This window comes from Acinetobacter bouvetii DSM 14964 = CIP 107468 (assembly GCF_000368865.1).
GTDB lineage: Bacteria > Pseudomonadota > Gammaproteobacteria > Pseudomonadales > Moraxellaceae > Acinetobacter > Acinetobacter bouvetii.
In genome coordinates this window covers 67,333-85,705 of record NZ_KB849725.1, presented here as the reverse complement: position 1 = coordinate 85,705, position 18,373 = coordinate 67,333, and the positions used below count along the sequence as shown (strand labels likewise).

Genomic DNA, 18,373 nt, shown 5'->3' with positions numbered 1-18,373 from the left:
TCCTGCTGTTTTTATTATGGGGCGCAATGCATTTTGCAATTGGGCTTCGGCGGCGTTGGCTGCCCGCCAGATACATCGTCATCATCGCCATTGCAGGCGCTCAGCAAAACAGCAGAACTCATGACGAGCAGCATCAAAAAAAAGCGCATTTGTTAGATTCCTTAGAGTTGTATGCGCACATAGAAATAAAGCAGCAAAATGACAGGGCGGTGATGGTTTTATTTCAGCCCGGTGAAAAACAAAAAACGCACCCGAAGGTGCGTCTTTTTTTTGAATTAAATCAGCAGCTTTACCAGCCTAAAGCATCCTGCTGCTTTTTAATGAGTTCCTGTATGCCTTTTTCAGCCAGTTCCAGCATTTCGTTGCATTGCGCGCGGGTAAACGGCTTTTCTTCCGCCGTTCCTTGCACTTCAATAAATTCGCCCGCTTGCGTCATCACCACGTTCAAGTCAGTCTGGCAGTTTGAATCTTCTTCATAGCACAGATCCAGCAGCGCTTCATCTTTAAAAATGCCGACAGACACTGCCGCCACTAAGCCTTTTAATGGGTCATGCTTAATTTTTTTCTTTTCCAGCAGCACATTCATGGCATCAATTAACGCCACAGCAGCGCCGGTAATCGATGCAGTGCGTGTGCCGCCATCCGCTTGAATGACATCACAGTCAATGGTGATGGTGTTTTCACCCAGCTTTTTCAAATCGACCATCGCGCGCAGGCTGCGGCCAATCAGGCGCTGAATTTCCTGTGTGCGTCCGCTTTGCTTGCCGCGGGCAGCTTCACGGTCAGAACGGGTATGCGTAGAGCGCGGCAGCATGCCGTATTCTGCAGTTACCCAGCCTTGGCCCTGGCCTTTTAAGAAACGCGGCACTGAATTTTCGATGCTGGCAGTGCACAGTACTTTTGTATGACCGAATTCAACCAATACTGAGCCTTCCGCATAACGGGTATAATTGCGGGTAATTTTTACTTCACGTAATTGATCTAAAGCACGCTGGTCGATACGCATGTTGAGCCCTTCTTCTGTCAAAAATTTATTGCGCCTAAGTATAGCAGAAGCTGCCTGAAAGATTGACGCGGCATTTACGGATTTACACCTCAGCAGCTGCCGGCCTGGCCGGCCCATGAGCAGCATCGTTTAAATGCCTCTTTTTTGCTAGACTGACTGCACTCAGGAAAAGGTGATTTTATGTCTTTACGCGATGAACGCAAGCAGCAAAGCCGTCAGGCCTTATTGGATGCCGCGCTGCTGCTCAGCACGTCTGGACGGGCGTTCAGCAGCATGAGCCTGCGTGAAATGACCCGCCATGCCAGCCTGGTGCCAGCCGCGTTTTACCGTCATTTTGCCAACATGGATCAGCTGGGGCTGGAACTGATTGATCAGGCGGCCCTGCATTTAAAAGGCGTGCTGCATCAGCTGGGGCAGGCCTATCTGTATCAGCCGAATGCCAAGACCAAAGTCAGCCTGGATATTTTTTTTCAAGCCGTTGCGCATCACCCCGAACCTTGGATTTTTTTAATTTCAGAGCGCTGGGGCGGTTCCGCGGCGCTGCGCCTAGCCATTGACCGCGAAATTCAGTTTTTAATTGATGATTTAGCCAATGATCTGGGGCGGGTTCAAACCATGCAGCAGATACAGCAGGCGCAAGACCGGCGCATGCTGGCGCAATTTCTCATTCAGCTGGCTTTGGACTGGGCCATGGGCTGGATTGAAATCCGCCGGCGCATTGAACCCGGCCAGCAGGCCGAACAGCGCGAAAACTTTAAAACCCAAGCCCTGTTTCAAGTGCAGCTGCTGTTCCGCGGCATCTTAAATTGGGAAAGCGCGCCAGCTGCTGAACATTTTCCCGCGCATCCAATCGATCAAGCCTAAAAAAACCCGCATGTATTGCGGGTTTTAATTGAGCAAAAATTAAGCACAAGGATGCTTATTTCGCTTTGCGTTCCTGTTCAATCAAATAGTTCAACACTTGAGTCACTTTTTGATCTTCACCCTGAATCACATATTTGCCATTTACTGTCACTGCCGGCACGCCAGTCAGCTGATAGCGCTTGGCCAAGTCCTGCGCCTGAGCAATTTTAGAGGTGATTGGGAAGGACTTATAGGTGCTGTTGAATTTCGCTTCTGGAATGCCGAACTGGGTAAAGAACTTGGCGAAAGCAGGCTGTTCTAAAATATTTTGGCCATTGGCTTGAATTTCATGGAACAAAGTCAAATGCGTTTTTGGACGCACGCCTAAAGCTTCAGAGACATAATAGGCGCGCGCGCCCTGCTCCCACAGCGGATTCATCGCCGCCGGCGTACGCACAAAACGCACATCTTTCGGCATTTGCTTCAGCCAAGCCTGCATATGCGGCTCCAGCTTGAAACAGTGCGGACAACCGTACCAGAAGAACTCACGCACTTCAATTTTACCCGGCTTTTCAACAGCGACAGGTGTGGGAAGAACAGTGTAGTCTTTGCCTGCAACAAATTGCGCGGCCATGGCGCTGCCTGAAAAAGCAAAAAGAGCAGCGGCTGCACTGCTGAAAAGGAATTTTTTCATGAAGCTTATAATCCTCTGGAATCATTATGATTAGCTTATGCTCACACTATAAATCAAAACGGCCGGATTTCGTTTTCATTCTGTGAACTTTTTTATGGCTTTTATCGCTTTTTCCAGAATAAACGCTACACTAGCTTCCCATAGACTTTTTAAAATATAACGGCCTGCTTGAGGTGACTCTGATGTCTCAATTGAATGTTGACCCGCAAGAAATTGCCAAATTTGAAGCATTTGCTGCCATCTGGTGGGATCAGCATTCTGAGTTCCGACCGCTGCACATGATTAACCCGCTGCGCCTCAACTGGATTGATGAGCATTCTGGCGGCATCAGCGGGAAAAAAGTGCTGGATGTCGGCTGCGGCGGCGGCATTTTAGCGGAAAGCATGGCGCGCCGCGGCGCGGATGTGCTGGGCATTGATATGGGCTTAGCGCCTTTGAATGTCGCGCGCCTGCATGCCGAGCAGGAAAATGTGCAAAATATCGAATACCGTCAAGTTCCTGTAGAACAATTGGCCGAAGAACAGGCGGGGCAGTATGACGTGGTGACCTGCATGGAAATGCTGGAACATGTGCCTGATCCGGCATCGATCATTCAAGCCTGCCAAAAGCTGGTTAAGCCGGGCGGCCATGTGTTTTTCTCAACCATCAACCGCAACCCTAAAGCCTATTTATTTGCCATTATCGGTGCGGAATATGTGCTGCGCATGCTGGCCAAAGGCACGCATGATTATCATAAATTCATCAAGCCGTCAGAACTGGCGCATGACATCCGCAGCGCCAATCTAAAACTCAAAGACATGACCGGCCTGCATTACAATCCGCTGACCAAACGCTACTGGCTGGCGCCGAATGTTGATGTGAACTACATGGTTCACACCGTCAATGAAGGTGCCTGATGAAAGCAGTCCTGTTTGATTTAGACGGCACACTGATTGATACCGCAGCGGATTTTATCCGCATTCTGCAGGACATGTGCCGTGAAAAAGGCTGCGCCGTGGTGGATGCCGACCTGATCCGCACTCAGGTATCAGAAGGCGCGCGCGCTATGGTTAAGCTGGTTTATCCTGAACTGGATGCCGAAGACCCGGTCTTTTTGGCGCACCGCCAGCGCTTTTTAGATTTATACGGCGCCGATATTGCGGTCGATACCGACCTGTTTGACGGCATGTATCCTCTGCTGGAAGAACTGGAAAGCCATCAGGTTCCTTGGGGCATTGTCACCAATAAGCCGCGCTGGCTCAGTGAATCGCTGCTGCAGGCGCTGAATTTAACAGCGCGCTGTTCGGTTTTGGTTTGCCCTGAAGATGTCAGCAAAACCAAGCCTGACCCGGAACCGATGTATCTGGCCGCAAAAGCCATCAATCTGGATGCCAGAGACTGCATTTATGTCGGCGACCATCCGCGTGACATTGATGCAGGACGCCATGCGGATATGTACACCATTTTGGCAGCCTACGGCTATTTACCGCTGCAGTACAAAGATGACTTAACAGCGTGGCGCGCAGATTGTATAGTGAATAATGTAGAACAATTGCATCAGGCGGTTCGCCAGCTGGTGATTGCGCCGCTCAAAGCAAAAACGCTGACTTCCGAACAGCTATAACAACAGCACAAAACCATCGTGCAAGCACAATAAAACGAGGAGGCTTAACATGAAATATTCAGAATATCAGCCTCGCCCAGATCTGCTGAAAGATCGCATCATCCTGATTACCGGTGCGGGCGACGGTATTGGCCGCGCGGCGGCCATCAGCTATGCGCTGCATGGCGCAACAGTGGTATTGCATGGGCGTACATTGAATAAGCTGGAAGTCATTTATGATGAAATCGAAGGCTTGGGCGCTCCACAGCCGGCAATTTTGCCGCTGCAGCTGTCCAGCGCCTCTCCTCGTGATTATGAATTGCTGGTGGATACGCTGGAACGCCAATTTGGCCGTTTAGACGGTATTTTGCACAATGCCGGCATTTTGGGTGAACGCACAGAATTGGCCAACTACCCTGTAGATGTCTGGGATGACGTGATGGCCGTCAATCTGCGCGCGCCCTTTGTCTTGACGCAGGAACTGCTGCCGCTGCTGCAAAAGTCCGAACATGCTTCTGTGGTTTTTGCCAGTTCAGGCGTAGGCCGTGAAGCCCGTGAACGCTGGGGCGCCTACTCCGTGTCTAAAATTGCCATTGAAGCCGTCAGTACGCTGTTTGCGAAAGAAAATACTCATCCGAATATCCGCTACAACTGCATTAATCCAGGCGCCACCCGTACCGCCATGCGCGCCAAAGCCTATCCGGACGAAGATCCAAAAACCTTGCGGACACCAGAGCAGATCATGCCCGCCTACTTGTATTTGATGGGCGATGACAGCCTGCAGATGAATGGTCAAAGCATTGATGCACAGGATTGAATGACATTCAAACTAAACTGTTAACAGAAAAAGGAAGCCTCGCGCTTCCTTTTTTATTGCGGGCATTTTCCCTCATGCCAAAGCAGCCTTGAAATTTTATGCAATATGCGGATACTTAGTGCCAAATATTTTGAAGCATTGAGAGCGTCATGTCTGACTTGAGCAATATTAGCGTAACCCCAGCCGAAGACGGCATGATCAGCCTGCTGATTGACGGCCAGCCGCTATCTGAAAAATACGGCATGAAGTTTGACCCCAGCATTGCAGAAGAATTGAAGGCGCTCAGCTCCGGACAGAGCGTAAAACTGTTCGAACAGTTTGTTTTCTCTCATAGTGATCTGAATTTTGAACATGCTTACAGCTATACCTTGGGCATTGTCAAAGACGGGGATCACTATAAAGCAGCAAAACACTTTGTCTATAAAATTACCGCTTCAGGCCAGCCGCCCATTGAACATGTGATTACTAAGCAAGGTGAGCCAATGAGCGCTGAGGACGTGCGCGAATTCATTCAAGCGCATATTGCAAAGTCACTGAGCGACTACACTGACCTCAATTACGCTTATTAAGCAGCGCATTCACAACATACCTGCTTGCACAGGCTTATTCCGGTAAGCCTTTTTAGTTCAAAACTGCAATATAAACGCACACTAAATATCTAATTTTTAAATCAAATTCATAAAAATATTTCGTTTTGTAAATTAATACTTCTATTTTATGCTCTTTCAATTGAACATACAGCAAGGCTTAAATTGGCAGGCCAAAAGCGCAAAGTTGAAAGCATCCGTTCTATTGCATCTTTACAGCTGGCTGAAAATTTAATTGCTGCACTGGACAAAGCTGCCGAAACAGAACTATAGCCGTGGCGGCACTGTCCATGCAGCGCCTCACACAGCAAAACAACTAGACTCCTTATACAGCAGCAGCCCGTTAAATCAGCAAAGTTTTTAATTATTTCAGCATGAAAGTCAAAATTTGCTATGCTTGTACGCAATCGGTATAAACGCTGCAGGCAAGCAGTCTAAGCGTTTGTTTTTATTGTGCAGCCAAATGCAAAATATCCGTATTTTCTGCATTTTATTTAAAGAATTATTTATCTTTCTTCACAGTTTCTCTGCATTTTTTGCGTACAGTAGCTGTATTGAAAATAAATTGTTCCTATGAGGATTCAACATGAAAAAGATTTTGGCTGTTTTAGCGATTTCTTTCAGTGCTTTGATGACCAGCAGTCTGAGTAATGCTGCGCCTCACTTTGATCAAGACCGCGGTTACGACCATCCACGGAATTCTAATCAAGGCAAACCAGGCCGTGACTTCCGTGGCGATGATGACGATGACCGTATGCAGAATAACCGCCGCATGCGTGAAGAGCGCGGTGTACAGCGCCTGCAGCAGCACAAATGGCAAACGGGTTATGTCATGCCGCAGCATTACCGCGGAGACGGATATAAAGTCGATTACCGCGACTATGACTTGCCAAAACCGGGCCGCAGCCAGCAGTGGTACAAAATCAACAACGACTATATCTTAGTGAATTCGGAAAATAACAGCATTCTGCGCATTCTTGGCTTATAAATTTGCGCTGCTCAAAAAGCCCAACCCTGTTTGGGCTTTTTTGCGTCTACGGCTCTGAAACCTGCAGTTCCAAAAGCATTCAGCAAAATTGCACAGCTCCTTTTTTCCTTCATCAAATATACAATTCCACTCAATTGCCCTCACGCTTTCTCTGCTCTTTCCCGTTAATTTGAAGGCATCGAAACAAAGATGCTTCAGCAGAATTAAGGTAACCGCAATGAAAAAAGTTCTTACTGCAACCGTATTGGCTTTAACTGGATTAATTGCAGCTTCCGCAATGGCCGCGCCAGATTACCGCAATGATGACCGCCGCTATTCATACGCTTACGGCCAAAATCATCAAGATCAGCGTTTTGATCATAACCGCTATGACCAGCAGCGCTGGAATGACAGCCGTGTAAACCCGAGCCGCCAATGGCGTGCCGGCCAAACCCTGCCGCGCAGCTTTGACTCATCACGCTACAAAGTCAGTGACCGTGAAGCGCGCCGCTTGCCTAGTACCGGACGCTATCAGCAATGGTACAAAATCAATGGCGACTACGTGCTGGTCAACCAGCGCACTGACCGCATTGTGCGCATTATGAACTGATCAGGCAGCAGATCTCTTCTTCCTTAAAAACCGCCATTCAGGCGGTTTTTTGCTGCGAAAAGCATAATTCTTCTGTCAGCCTGCCGATTTTTGATTAGAATCTAAAAGACATTTCGATTTTGAGATCAGCATGCAGATGAATCCGATAGAACCAACAGACAGCACAACTTTGCAATATGTGCACTGGTTTCGGCATTCTGCACCCTATATTAATGCCCACCGCGGTAAAACTTTTGTCCTCATGTTTGACGGCGAAGCGGTGCAGCATGAAAACTTTCAGCATATTATTCATGACATTGCGCTGCTGCACTCTTTAGGCATCCGGCTGATTCTGGTGCATGGCGCACGGCCGCAGATTAATCAGAACTTAAAAGCCAGCCAGCTGCAGACGCCGTTTCATAATCACCGCCGCATCACCACACGCGAATCCTTAGGCGCGGTCATGAGCGCTTCCGGCTCGATCCGCCTGCAAATTGAAGCCCTGCTCTCTATGGGACTGGCCAACTCCCCCATGTACGGCGCGCGCATTGATGTCGTCTCCGGCAATCTGATTACAGCCAAGCCTTACGGCATCCGTGACGGCATTGATTTTCAGCTGTCCGGTGAAGTCCGCTCCGTAGATACCGATGCCATTCAGCGCCATTTAAACAGTCAAAATATTGTATTGCTTGGCCCAACAGGCTATTCCACAACTGGCGAAGTATTTAATCTGCTGGCTGAAGAAGTCGCCACCAAAACCGCCATCAGCCTGAAAGCGGATAAATTAATTTTTTTAGGCAAGCAGCATGGCCTGCTGAATGAGCATGGGCAATTGCAGCGTGAAGTCGCGCCGCATCAACTGGACCGCCATATTCTGCAGTATCAGGATTCCAATCCGGATATTGCGCTGCATCTGCAGGGCGCAAAGACTGCCTCGCTGCAAGGCGTGCACCGTGTGCATCTAATTTCTTATGCTTACGACGGCGCGCTGGTCGAAGAGCTGTTTACCCGCGATGGTTCCGGCACCATGATCACCGATGCGCACTATGAAGAAGTGCGCACGGCCAATATTCAGGATGTCGGCGGCCTGATCAGCCTGCTGCGCCCGCTGGAAGAAGAAGGCATTTTGGTCTACCGCTCACGGGAGCGCTTGGAAAATGAAATCGATCAATTTGCGGTCATTGAACGCGACGGCACCATTTTAGCCTGTGCGGCCCTATACCCGATTCCAACCGCTGAAGGCGAATTGCGTTCCGCAGAAATTGCCTGCGTTGCTGTGCATCCGAGTTACCGAAAATCCAACCGCGGCAGCCAAATTCTGCATTATTTAGAAGAAAAAGCCCGCGCTCTGGGCATTCAGCAGCTGTTTATTTTAACAACACGGACCGCACACTGGTTCTTAGAGCAGGGCTTTGAGCAGGCCAGCGTCGATGAACTGCCCAATGCAAGGCAAGCGCTGTACAATTATCAGCGCAGCTCTATAGTGTGCAAGAAACCGCTTTAATGCGGTTTTTTAATGCCTGCATAGCTAAATTTTAAATATGCTTATGCGAAAAAATTCAGCAAGAAAAAAAATTCATATCCGCCCTCGGCGGACTCTCGCGGCCCCTATTTATGATTTTTCAAATTTATATATATTTTTCATTCATTTATAAATTCATATCCATCTCAGTTCCCGGCTTGATAATGCTTAAAAACACATAAGCTTTGCACTTTTTGATTTATCTTTTTTATTCATGACAAATGAATTTTTTCTTATTTTTTCCGAAAAAGAAAAATCATTACCGTATTCCCTGTCAAATCATGAATATTTTCAGTCAGGAATACACCGCCATGAGCATTCGCCGCACAAATTTTTGGGTTCTGTCTTCAGTTGCGGCTGTAATGATGCTCACTGGCTGCTCCAAACAAGAAGCCGAACAAGCCGTGACCTTAAATATTGGCTATCAAAAATATGGCATGCTGCCGATTTTAAAAGAACGCGGCGTATTAGAAACAGCGCTGAAAAAGCAAAATGTCAGCGTGAAATGGGTCGAGTTCCCTGCCGGCCCGCAGCTGCTGGAAGGCTTAAATGTCGGCAGCGTGGCCTTTGGTGAATCAGGTGAAGCGCCGCCGATTTTTGCACAGGCCGCCAATTCAAATTTGGTCTATGTGGCGAATCAGCCAGCGGCGCCCAAAGCGGAAGCGCTGATCGTGCAGAAAAATTCCAAGATTCAGTCCGTAGCCGATTTAAAAGGTAAGCGTGTGGTCCTGAATAAGGGCTCAAATGTGCATTATCTGCTGCTGAAAGTACTGGAAGCCCACGGTTTAAAGCTCAGCGATATTGAAGTGGTTTACCTTCCGCCTTCTGATGCCCGCGCCGCCTTTGAAAAAGGCGCAGTGGATGCATGGGTGATTTGGGATCCGTTCCTGTCTGCGGCAGAACATCAAATTGGCGCGCGCGTGCTTGCCGATGGTGAAAAGCTGGTCAACAACTACCAATTCTATCTGGCAGACCGCAAATTTGCCGAAGCGCATCCGCAAGTGATTCAAGCCGTAGTCAACGAACTGAACCTATCCACGCAATGGGTGGAAGCACATCAGAACGAAGCGGCCCAATTGCTGGAAAAGCCAACAGGGCTGGATTTTAAAGTACTGAAAACTTCTATTTCCCGCATGGGCTTTGGCGTCACCCCTTTAGCGCCAGAAATCATCAAACATCAGCAGCAGGTGGCTGACGCTTTCTTCGAACAAAAATTAATTCCGCAAAAGCTCAATATAGATGCGGCCATTATTAAATAACAACTATTTATAAAATAAGCAGGTATTACGATGAAGCACATTCAAACCATAAGCTCCGTTGGACTTGTCGCGCTGAGCCTTGCGCTCAGCGCCTGCCAAAAAGAGCAAGCTGTGCAAAAACCGGATACCGAAACAGCTTCTCAAGATGAAATCAAAAAAGTTTCGATAGGCTTTCAAAAGTCCTCTCTGACGCTGCTGGTGGCGCGTGACGAAAAATTCATTGAACAGCAATTCCCGCATGCTGAAGTCGAGTGGAAAGAGTTTCCTGCCGGCCCGCAGCTGCTGGAAGCGCTGGCTGTCGGCGCTGTTGATTATGGCGCTGTCGGCAATACCCCGCCTATTTTTGCGCAAGCGGCAGGCAAGGATCTGAATTATGCGGGCTACGAAGTCTATGGCGATCAAAGCTTGGCGCTGGTGGTTCCGCCGCAAAGCCCCATTCAAAATATCAGCCAGTTAAAAGGCAAACGCATTGCCCTGCAAAAAGGCTCCAATGCGCATGAATTCCTCTCCAAAATTTTAGCTAAAGCAGGATTAAAGTGGACCGATATTCAGCCCATTTGGCTGCCGCCTGCCGATGCCCGCGCAGCCTTTGATAAAAAGTCCGTGGACGCTTGGGCGATTTGGGACCCATTCCTTGCCGCGGCAGAGGTGCAAGGCCATGCCCGCGTTATTACCCGAACCGGTGATTTTGACAAGACCTATGCCTTTTATGTCGCTAATCCTAAATTTATCTCAGCGCATCCAAATGCCGCATCCCGCATTTTAAAAGCCCTGAATCAATCGGATCAGTGGATTGTCAGCCATCAGCAAGTGGCGCTGGGCATCTACCAGAAAAATACAGGCTTAGCGCCTGAAGTCGCAAAAAAAGCCTTTGAACGCCGCGTTAAGCCCGCGCCGATTAATCCATTAAGCCCTGAAGTCGTTCAGGCGCAGCAAAACATTGCCGATGAGTTTCAGAAATTGGGGCTGATCCCCAGCAAACTTGAAATCCAGCCGATTGTCTGGACACCTCCTACGCATTGATCACCGAGCAAGATCATTTTAATTTAAGGAACTTCACATGAAAATTTTCTGGTTTATCCCGACACATGGCGACAGCCGCTACTTAGGCACAAGCAAAGGCGCGCGCACGGTTGATCACGCCTATATGAAGCAGATTGCAGTTGCCGTTGATAATCTGGGCTATGAAGGCGTGCTGATTCCAACGGGACGTTCTTGTGAAGATCCTTGGCTGACCGCGGCCAGCCTGATTGATGCCACTAAACGCTTAAAATTCTTAGTCGCGCTGCGCCCTGGCGTGACCACTCCAGCTTTAGCTGCACGCATGGCGGCAACCTTTGACCGCCTATCCAACGGCCGCGTGCTGCTGAACTTAGTCACAGGCGGCGATGAAAAAGAACTGCAAGGTGATGGGGTTTATGAAGACCATGCAACCCGTTATAAAACAGCCAATGAATACGTCAAAATCTGGCGTGAAATTTTAAGCCGTTCGCATACAGGGGAAAGCTTTACGTTTCACGGCGAACGCTTAAGTGTCGATGATGCAAAACTATTATACCCGCCAATTCAGCAACCGTATCCGCCGCTCTGGTTTGGCGGTTCATCTGATGACGCCATTGAGCTGGCCACGTCGCAGGTCGACACCTACCTGACTTGGGGTGAGCCGCCGGCAGCAGTTAAGGAAAAAATTGCCGTGGTGAAAGCCAAAGCCGAAGCCAAAGGCCGTGAGCTGAACTATGGAATCCGCCTGCATGTGATTGTGCGTGAAACCACTGAAGAAGCATGGCAAGCGGCAGATGAGCTGATCCAATATGTGGATGATGCGACTATTGCAGCCGCGCAAGCCAAATTCAAAACTATGGACTCCGTCGGGCAGCGCCGCATGGCCGAACTGCATAATGGCGACCGCACAAAACTGGAAGTTTCTCCGAACCTGTGGGCGGGCGTAGGCTTAGTCCGCGGCGGCGCAGGCACGGCATTGGTCGGTGACCCAGAAACAGTCGCTGCGCGCATTCAGGAATATGCAAATTTAGGCATCAGCACCTTTATTTTCTCAGGCTATCCGCATTTGGAAGAATCCATCCGCTTTGCAGAGCTGGTCTTCCCGCTGCTGCCGCTGGAAACACAGAAAAAACTGGCCCAGCCGAACCTGACTGGCCCATTCGGCGAGATTGTCGCCAACAACTACACGCCGGATGAAAACAAGAAGAAAATTAAGGAGCCGGCTTAATGTCCAAAACAGTTTCGGCTGAAACCCTTCAGGAAAAACGGGTTTCACGTGGAACACAGTTCGGGCAGCGCTTGCTGCCTTGGCTGTTTCCAATTGCACTCATCTTGATCTGGCAAATTGCCTCTGCCACAGGTTTACTGCAAAGCCGGATCCTGCCTGCACCCAGCGCTGTGGTCACTGCATTTTGGCATTTGCTGGTGAGCGGCGAGCTTTGGCGCCATGTCAAAGTCAGCGCCGGACGCGCCTTAATAGGCTTATTGGTTGGCGGCGGCTTAGGCCTGCTTTTGGGGCTGCTGAATGGCTCTTCCAAAATTGCCTCCAATTTGCTGGATACCACCCTGCAGATGATCCGCAACATCCCAGCGCTGGCGCTGATTCCACTGGTGATTTTATGGTTTGGCATTGATGAAAGCGCCAAGCTGTTTTTGGTCGCAATCGGCGTTTTCTTTCCCATTTACATCAATACCTACCATGGCATCCGCTCGGTCGATCCGCAGCTGATTGAAATGGGCAAAAGCTATGGCTTAAACCGCTGGCAGCTGTATAAAGAAATTATTCTGCCTGGCGCTATGCCCTCCATTCTGGTCGGCCTGCGTTTTTCACTGGGCTTGGTTTGGGTGCTGCTGATTGTGGCTGAAACGATTTCAGCACAGGCAGGCATCGGCTATATGACCATGAATGCCCGTGAATTTTTGCAGACGGATATCGTTCTTGTCGGCATTCTGCTGTACGCCCTACTGGGCAAACTGGCGGACGTACTGGCAGTCGCTTTAGAAAAATACCTGCTGCGCTGGCATTCAGGCTATCAAAAGTAATCAAGGAGCATGAAATGACTGATTTAAGCCTAGGCCGTCATGCCGGCGGCAATACGGCGCCAACCGCCCCCGCAGCAGATATCAACCCACATGCGGTGCTGGGCGCTGAAATTATTATCGAACAGCTGCATAAATTTTACGGCAGCGTCAAAGTGCTGGAAGATTTAGACCTGCACATTCAGCCAGGCGAGTTTTTAGCGATTGTCGGCCGCAGCGGCTGCGGAAAAAGCACCCTGCTCCGCCTCATTGCGGACTTGGAAAAACAAAGCTACGGCGAAATTAAGTTCAAATCAGCACGGCATATCCGCGAAGGCATCAGCGCTGACGACATCCGCGTAATGTTTCAGGATCCGCGCCTGCTGCCATGGCGCAGCATTGAGCAGAATGTGCAGTTAGGCTTGCCAAAGGATGCGCATGGCAATGCTTCCGCCATGCTGGAAAAAGTCGGCCTGAAAGAAAAAGCTGGCCTGTGGCCATCTCAGCTCTCTGGCGGCCAGCGCCAGCGGACGGCGCTGGCCCGCGCCCTTTCGCATAAGCCGCGCATTTTGCTGCTGGACGAGCCCTTAGGCGCACTGGATGCGCTGACCCGTTTAGACATGCAGAATCTGATTGAAAAGCTGTGGACGGAGCAAGGCTTTACAGCCATTTTGGTGACGCATGATGTCAGTGAGGCGGTACAGCTTGCAGACCGAATTATCCTGCTGGACAAAGGCCATATTGCACAGCAGTTCGACGTTAAGCTTCCACGTCCACGCAAAAAAAATATCGACTTTTCAGAACTTGAACAGCGCGTCTTAAATGCCGTTTTAGCTACCTAAAATCGGCCCAGCCGAAAAAATGCATGATCAATGGTTCGTGCATTTTTTCGACCCAATGGATCTCAAATCCATTATTCCGACGGATAACATTTGAATCAGAGAAATGCCCACGAATACCCGCTATTCGCACTTTTAAAGTGCTTAAGAATCTCAATTTCCTTATCTGGTTGCCTCTAAATCCACAAAATACATCTCAATTTTCAATCTATATTTTCTAATTTGATTTAATTCCAAATATCATCATGATTTTAAATGGCAATCTAAAAAATAAATCATCATAAGTCATAAAATGACAAGCTTTGGTTATGCACAAATCTGATGATTTGCCGTACAATTGCCCATTCCCCTTTTTTTCATGTTTTAGAGTGCTAATGGAACAAAAAAAGAGTACACAAAAACGGCATCAGCTGTTAAATGCTGCGCTGGACGTTTTTTCCCTATACGGTTTTAATGGCGCCAGCCTGGATGAAATCGCGCAAATTGCAGAAATGCATAAATCCAATATTTTCTATTATTATGAAAATAAAGAGGCGTTGTACGTTGAGGTTTTGACGACAGTGCTGCAAAAATGGCTTGCGCCGCTGCAAATGCTGGAAGCCGAATTAGAACCCGAAGAAGCCATCACCAACTATTTGATGCAGAAGATTGAAGTTTCGCGCACACAGCCTAAAGCTTCCCGTTTATTTGCACTGGAAGTCATTCAAGGCGCGCCGCATATTCTTGAAATTCTAAAAGGGCCTTTAAAGAAATTAGTCAAGCGTAAAGCCAAAGTCATTGCGATGTGGCAAGAGCAAGGCAAAATTTCAAAAGAAATTGACCCGGAATTGTTTATTCTGAATATTTGGGCTATTACCCAAAACTATGCAGATTTTGCAACGCAAATGGAAATGGTGACCGGCAAAACCTTGCGTAACCGCAGCATGGTGCAGCGCGTGATTCAGCATACAGTGCATATGATGCTTTACGGCGCAATTCCCCGCAGCGAAAAATAATTTCTGCCCCTTGCAGAAATTTGGCATACGGCCATAGTTGATCTATGGCCGCCGAATTCTTCTTTATTAAGCTTTTATTTTACCATCTGATAAAGTTCAAGCAGCTTTCTGGCGCCCAGCAGCAAATTTTCTTCCCAATCCAAATGCGCAGTCTCATTCGCGCCATCGGTAATATATTTTACGGATACCAAGCGCACTCCCAGCTTCTTGCAGACCTTAGCAATCGCATAGCCTTCCATATCCACTAAATTGCACGGCACTTTGGGCTGGCCAATTTCAAAACTGTCCCCTGTCCCGCAAATGCCTTGCGGCAAATGCTGAAAATAGCTGTCTAAGCGGATTTCTGCAGGATGATCATCATCCATCGGCGTCACGCCAACAGCAAAACCCAGCGGCGATACATCCATATCGCGCTGCACAAATTGCGTAACTTCAACCAGCGCATGCGCATCAAAGTGCGAACTGCCTGCCGTGCCCAAATTCAGCAAGACCTTGCAGCCGGTTTTTTGAATCACCTCAAAGGCTTTAAAGGCCGCATTCACTTTACCGATACCGCTGTAGTGCACCTCAATGCCTGCCTGTTCAAATAGGCCTTTAGATTCATTCGGCAGCGCCATCATTAAGGCAAATTCCTGACTCATATGCATCTCCGCTTCTGTATTGCATGCATATAGCATAAATACGCAAAGCCCGCCTTAATTGATTCACCCTTTATCATTCGACTAGATTTTAAATTGCATAGGGCGCTTACCCAGAATCGACGCCATCACAGGCCAATCATTGCGCAGCGATTGAATGATTTTTTCCAGCGCCATATCGCCGTACACGCGATGCTGATGCGTGATTGGCGCCTTCCAAACCTTTGCGGCGGGCCGACACAGGATTTGAATATCCTGCTGATTCACCCTCCATGTATAAGCATGCGCGGCAGGACGCAGCGCCTTTAACATCAAGCGCGGAATCGGAAATTTGCAGCTGCAGGCATATACCCGCGGCTCATAAGCGCCTGCTGGCGTAATCAAACTGTTAAATACCATGCCGGACGAGTCGCCCCATGATATTCCGCTGTCATTTGATGCGGTAAAACTTCAATGGCGGCATCACCCTGTTTGCCCGGTTCTGAACGGAACCAGCCCTCATGCGCAAAAGAGTACGCGTTACATACACAATATTTTGCGCTGCCGCGCCCACCTCTTCCTCACAGCAGCCAATCATCTTATAGCTGGCCCAATGGCCAGCTATAAAAAGGCTTACAGGCTGAGCTCTGCGCTTAATGGCCTTCTAAATAGGCCTTGAGGCACGGAGAGAAGAATAAATGGCCCTGATAGCAGCCGCGCAGGGTTTTGCTGCATACCAGCATCCACAGCAGCGCCAGCGCCGCAGCCAGAACATAGCCGCCAGTTGCAATGAACTGCACGCCTGTTTGCGCTGCAAGATTCATCACGCTCAGGCTAAAGACGCCCAAGGGAAAGGTCATCCCCCACCAGCCCAAGTTAAACGGCAAGCCATCCCGCGCATGTTTGAGTGTGGTGAATACAGCAATGCCTAGCCACCACAGTCCAAAGCCGATCAATATCACAGCCCCCATGATGCCTGCCTGCTGCAGCAGTACGCCTAAAGCATTTAAATCCACAGCTTGCAGCAGCCGCTGCGCTTGCTGTCCGAGCAGCAGCAGCGCTAATGCTCCAGTGCCAATTGGCCCCAGCGCCAGCCAGCTGCTGATCGCCATATCCTTGCTTGGCAGCTGATGCAGCGCTAAACGCAGCACCAAAATGCTCAGTACCGCAAAAGCTGGCAATACAGACATGCCCCACAGCACATAGCTGCCAAATAAAATGCTGACAGCATGGCTTTGCGCGGGCAAATGTTCCAGCAGGACGGCGCCAGATGCTGCCGCTACTTCGCAGGCGACAATCGGCAGCAGCCATACAGCGGTCATGCTTTTCAGCTCATGCTGCTGGCGGCTGTACATGCAAAAAGGCACCAGCCATGCAGTGGCCACAGCCAAAATCACATCGGCATACCACAGCATTTCCGCCAGCGGGATCACCGCAGGCCCATACAGCACCGTGCCGAATTTCAGCAGGCCATTCAGTAAAGTGGCCAGCGCCATCGGAATGGCGCCTAAGAACAGGCTCATGACAGGATGCCGGAAAATTTGACAGGCTTCTTCTGTATAAAACAGCCAGCGGCTGGCGTATAAAACGCTAAATAATAAAAAAAATAAAATATTGATTTGCCACAAGACGGCGCCAAGCTGCCACATAAATGCTTGAGCAAAGGGGAATTCAGGTAAAATCAGCGCCAAGACGCCGGTGCCCATAATGACGGTGAACCAGTTTGGAGTAAAATTCCGGATTAAGTCACGCTTCTGCTGTAATTGATAAAATGGCTTTTTCATTGCATGCTGCTCTTCAAATCCTGTAATCGCTAATTTAAAAGGTTTTTATAATAAGAAAAATTGATTATTTTTAATTTTTAAAATAAGAATTACTGATATCACTACCCTCATCTTAGAAAAATATTGAGTAAAAACACAACAGCAAGACGAAACTGTGAGAATATGGCAATATATAGCCCTTACAAATTTTTGATGTATTGATTCGCCCATGAAGCTGCTCCGCCTGAATGCTTTAGCGTCCGATTTCCAACTCCCCAAAACTGCCGTGACCATTGGCAATTTTGATGGCGTGCATTTGGGTCATCAAGCCATGATCAGCCAGCTTCAGGCGCTTGCGCAGCAGCAGAATTTAAAAACAGCGGTCATGATTTTTGAACCGCAGCCGCTGGAATACTTTAAAGGCTATGAGGCCCCGCCGCGCATTACGTCACTGCGCGAAAAAGTCGAATACCTGACAGAGCTGGGCGTGGACTACATTGTGGTGGCCAAATTTGATAATGCCTTCCGCAATCTCAGCGCTGAAGAATTTGCCGAAATTTTAAAAACCAAACTCAATACGCAAAGCCTAGTGCTCGGTGAAGACCATCATTTCGGCAAAAACCGCCAAGGCAACAGCGAATTTTTACGGCGCTACGGCTTCCACGTCAGTGATCTGCAGAATATTGAAGTGAACGGTGAGCGCGTCAGTTCCACCTTAATCCGCCAAACGCTGCAGGAAGGCGATTTAGCCCATGCCGCGAAATTGCTCGGCCGCCCATACAGCATTACCGGCCGTGTGCAATACGGTGATCAAATTGGCCGCACCATCAACTTCCCGACTATCAATGTGCGCTTAAACCGCCATAAGCCTTGCCTGCATGGCATTTATGGCGTGGAAGTAATGTGCGAAACTGAATCTTTAAAAGATAAAGTTAAATCTGAATGTCCAGATAAAACCGGCATTGCTGGCTATGCGCCAAGCGCGCTTTTTGGCGCAGGCCATGTCGGCACCCGCCCTGCCATTGCGCAGGAACATCCCGAATGGCGATTAGAAGTACATTTTCCTGATGTTTCTGCTAATCTGTATGGCCTGTTAATGCGGGTAACGTTCTTAAACTACGTACACGGCGAAAAGAACTACCCTTCGCTTGAAGCCTTAAAAGCTGGAATTGATGATGATGTCGAGAAACTGCTTGAGTTTCGTCAGAATCACCCCCAATTCCCCTTTTAATATCCCAAATTTTTTTATGTAAAACGCGTCAGTCAAATAGC

At 48.8% G+C, this 18,373-nt stretch carries 21 protein-coding genes; 15 read left to right on the top strand and 6 right to left on the bottom strand.

Annotated features, from left to right (window positions below; translation table 11 throughout):
- Window positions 1-14: 14 nt before the first annotated feature.
- Together F941_RS16795 and rph are read right to left on the bottom strand one after the other, a co-directional pair.
- Entirely contained in the window at window positions 15-149 is a 135-nt protein-coding gene (locus tag F941_RS16795; protein WP_005006590.1) for a hypothetical protein, read from the bottom strand.
- A gap of 140 nt (window positions 150-289) precedes the next feature.
- Entirely contained in the window at window positions 290-1,006 is a 717-nt protein-coding gene (rph, locus tag F941_RS00385) for a ribonuclease PH (RefSeq protein WP_026253456.1), read from the bottom strand.
- 180 nt (window positions 1,007-1,186) lie between these two features.
- On the opposite strand from rph, the gene F941_RS00380 reads away from it, so the two are divergent.
- The gene (locus F941_RS00380) at window positions 1,187-1,870 is read left to right on the top strand and encodes a TetR family transcriptional regulator (protein WP_005006584.1); all 684 of its coding nucleotides are present in this window, start codon (window positions 1,187-1,189) and stop codon (window positions 1,868-1,870) included.
- Window positions 1,871-1,925: 55 nt separating this feature from the next.
- Here the strand turns inward: F941_RS00380 and F941_RS00375 are convergent, their stop codons facing one another.
- Entirely contained in the window at window positions 1,926-2,543 is a 618-nt protein-coding gene (locus F941_RS00375; RefSeq protein ID WP_005006582.1) for a thiol:disulfide interchange protein DsbA/DsbL, read from the bottom strand.
- Between the two features lie 182 nt (window positions 2,544-2,725).
- Here F941_RS00375 and ubiG point away from each other — a divergent pair, with 182 nt between their 5' ends.
- The 13 genes from ubiG (at window position 2,726) to F941_RS00310 (ending at window position 14,721) form a co-directional block, all read left to right on the top strand.
- Window positions 2,726-3,439 (top strand): bifunctional 2-polyprenyl-6-hydroxyphenol methylase/3-demethylubiquinol 3-O-methyltransferase UbiG, encoded by a 714-nt coding sequence (ubiG, locus tag F941_RS00370; protein WP_005006581.1) that lies wholly within the window; start codon window positions 2,726-2,728, stop codon window positions 3,437-3,439.
- Window positions 3,436-4,146 carry an HAD family hydrolase gene (locus tag F941_RS00365; RefSeq protein ID WP_167571624.1) on the top strand — a complete coding sequence of 237 codons (711 nt, stop codon included), beginning with the start codon at window positions 3,436-3,438 and terminating at the stop codon, window positions 4,144-4,146. Before ubiG ends, F941_RS00365 begins: the two co-directional genes overlap by 4 nt.
- A 49-nt stretch (window positions 4,147-4,195) precedes the next feature.
- Window positions 4,196-4,942, top strand: coding sequence for a YciK family oxidoreductase (locus F941_RS00360; protein ID WP_005006577.1), 747 nt, complete (start codon window positions 4,196-4,198; stop codon window positions 4,940-4,942).
- A 149-nt stretch (window positions 4,943-5,091) separates the two neighbouring features.
- Window positions 5,092-5,511 carry a hypothetical protein gene (locus F941_RS00355; protein ID WP_005006575.1) on the top strand — a complete coding sequence of 140 codons (420 nt, stop codon included), beginning with the start codon at window positions 5,092-5,094 and terminating at the stop codon, window positions 5,509-5,511.
- A gap of 604 nt (window positions 5,512-6,115) precedes the next feature.
- Complete coding sequence (locus tag F941_RS00350) at window positions 6,116-6,517, top strand: RcnB family protein (RefSeq protein ID WP_005006573.1); 402 nt, start codon at window positions 6,116-6,118, stop codon at window positions 6,515-6,517.
- A gap of 217 nt (window positions 6,518-6,734) precedes the next feature.
- Window positions 6,735-7,106 (top strand): RcnB family protein, encoded by a 372-nt coding sequence (locus F941_RS00345; protein WP_005006571.1) that lies wholly within the window; start codon window positions 6,735-6,737, stop codon window positions 7,104-7,106.
- Between the two features lie 130 nt (window positions 7,107-7,236).
- A complete protein-coding gene (gene argA / locus F941_RS00340; RefSeq protein WP_005006569.1) occupies window positions 7,237-8,589 on the top strand; it encodes an amino-acid N-acetyltransferase in 1,353 nt (450 codons plus the stop codon).
- 329 nt (window positions 8,590-8,918) lie between these two features.
- Entirely contained in the window at window positions 8,919-9,866 is a 948-nt protein-coding gene (locus F941_RS00335) for a sulfonate ABC transporter substrate-binding protein (RefSeq protein ID WP_005006567.1), read from the top strand.
- A gap of 30 nt (window positions 9,867-9,896) precedes the next feature.
- Complete coding sequence (locus F941_RS00330) at window positions 9,897-10,889, top strand: aliphatic sulfonate ABC transporter substrate-binding protein (protein ID WP_005006565.1); 993 nt, start codon at window positions 9,897-9,899, stop codon at window positions 10,887-10,889.
- A 37-nt stretch (window positions 10,890-10,926) separates the two neighbouring features.
- Window positions 10,927-12,096, top strand: a complete 1,170-nt coding sequence (gene ssuD, locus F941_RS00325; protein ID WP_005006563.1) for an FMNH2-dependent alkanesulfonate monooxygenase — start codon at window positions 10,927-10,929, stop codon at window positions 12,094-12,096.
- On the top strand, window positions 12,096-12,911 hold the full coding sequence (gene ssuC, locus F941_RS00320) for an aliphatic sulfonate ABC transporter permease SsuC (RefSeq protein WP_005006561.1): 816 nt from the start codon (window positions 12,096-12,098) through the stop codon (window positions 12,909-12,911). Before ssuD ends, ssuC begins: the two co-directional genes overlap by 1 nt.
- A gap of 14 nt (window positions 12,912-12,925) precedes the next feature.
- The gene (locus F941_RS00315) at window positions 12,926-13,729 is read left to right on the top strand and encodes an ABC transporter ATP-binding protein (RefSeq protein ID WP_005006559.1); all 804 of its coding nucleotides are present in this window, start codon (window positions 12,926-12,928) and stop codon (window positions 13,727-13,729) included.
- Window positions 13,730-14,100: 371 nt separating this feature from the next.
- Window positions 14,101-14,721 (top strand): TetR family transcriptional regulator C-terminal domain-containing protein, encoded by a 621-nt coding sequence (locus tag F941_RS00310; protein ID WP_005006558.1) that lies wholly within the window; start codon window positions 14,101-14,103, stop codon window positions 14,719-14,721.
- Window positions 14,722-14,795: 74 nt separating this feature from the next.
- On the opposite strand, the gene F941_RS00305 is transcribed toward F941_RS00310, so the two are convergent.
- The 3 genes from F941_RS00305 to F941_RS00295 all read right to left on the bottom strand — a co-directional run bounded on the left by F941_RS00305 (window position 14,796) and on the right by F941_RS00295 (window position 17,122).
- Window positions 14,796-15,362, bottom strand: coding sequence for a 5'-methylthioadenosine/S-adenosylhomocysteine nucleosidase family protein (locus F941_RS00305; protein ID WP_005006555.1), 567 nt, complete (start codon window positions 15,360-15,362; stop codon window positions 14,796-14,798).
- An 81-nt stretch (window positions 15,363-15,443) separates the two neighbouring features.
- On the bottom strand, window positions 15,444-15,758 hold the full coding sequence (locus tag F941_RS00300; protein ID WP_005006553.1) for a hypothetical protein: 315 nt from the start codon (window positions 15,756-15,758) through the stop codon (window positions 15,444-15,446).
- Between the two features lie 233 nt (window positions 15,759-15,991).
- Window positions 15,992-17,122: a TDT family transporter gene (locus F941_RS00295; protein ID WP_005006550.1), complete on the bottom strand. Its 1,131-nt coding sequence runs from the start codon at window positions 17,120-17,122 to the stop codon at window positions 15,992-15,994.
- 208 nt (window positions 17,123-17,330) lie between these two features.
- On the opposite strand from F941_RS00295, the gene ribF reads away from it, so the two are divergent.
- Complete coding sequence (gene ribF / locus F941_RS00290; protein WP_005006547.1) at window positions 17,331-18,332, top strand: riboflavin biosynthesis protein RibF; 1,002 nt, start codon at window positions 17,331-17,333, stop codon at window positions 18,330-18,332.
- The last annotated feature ends 41 nt before the right edge of the window (window positions 18,333-18,373 follow it).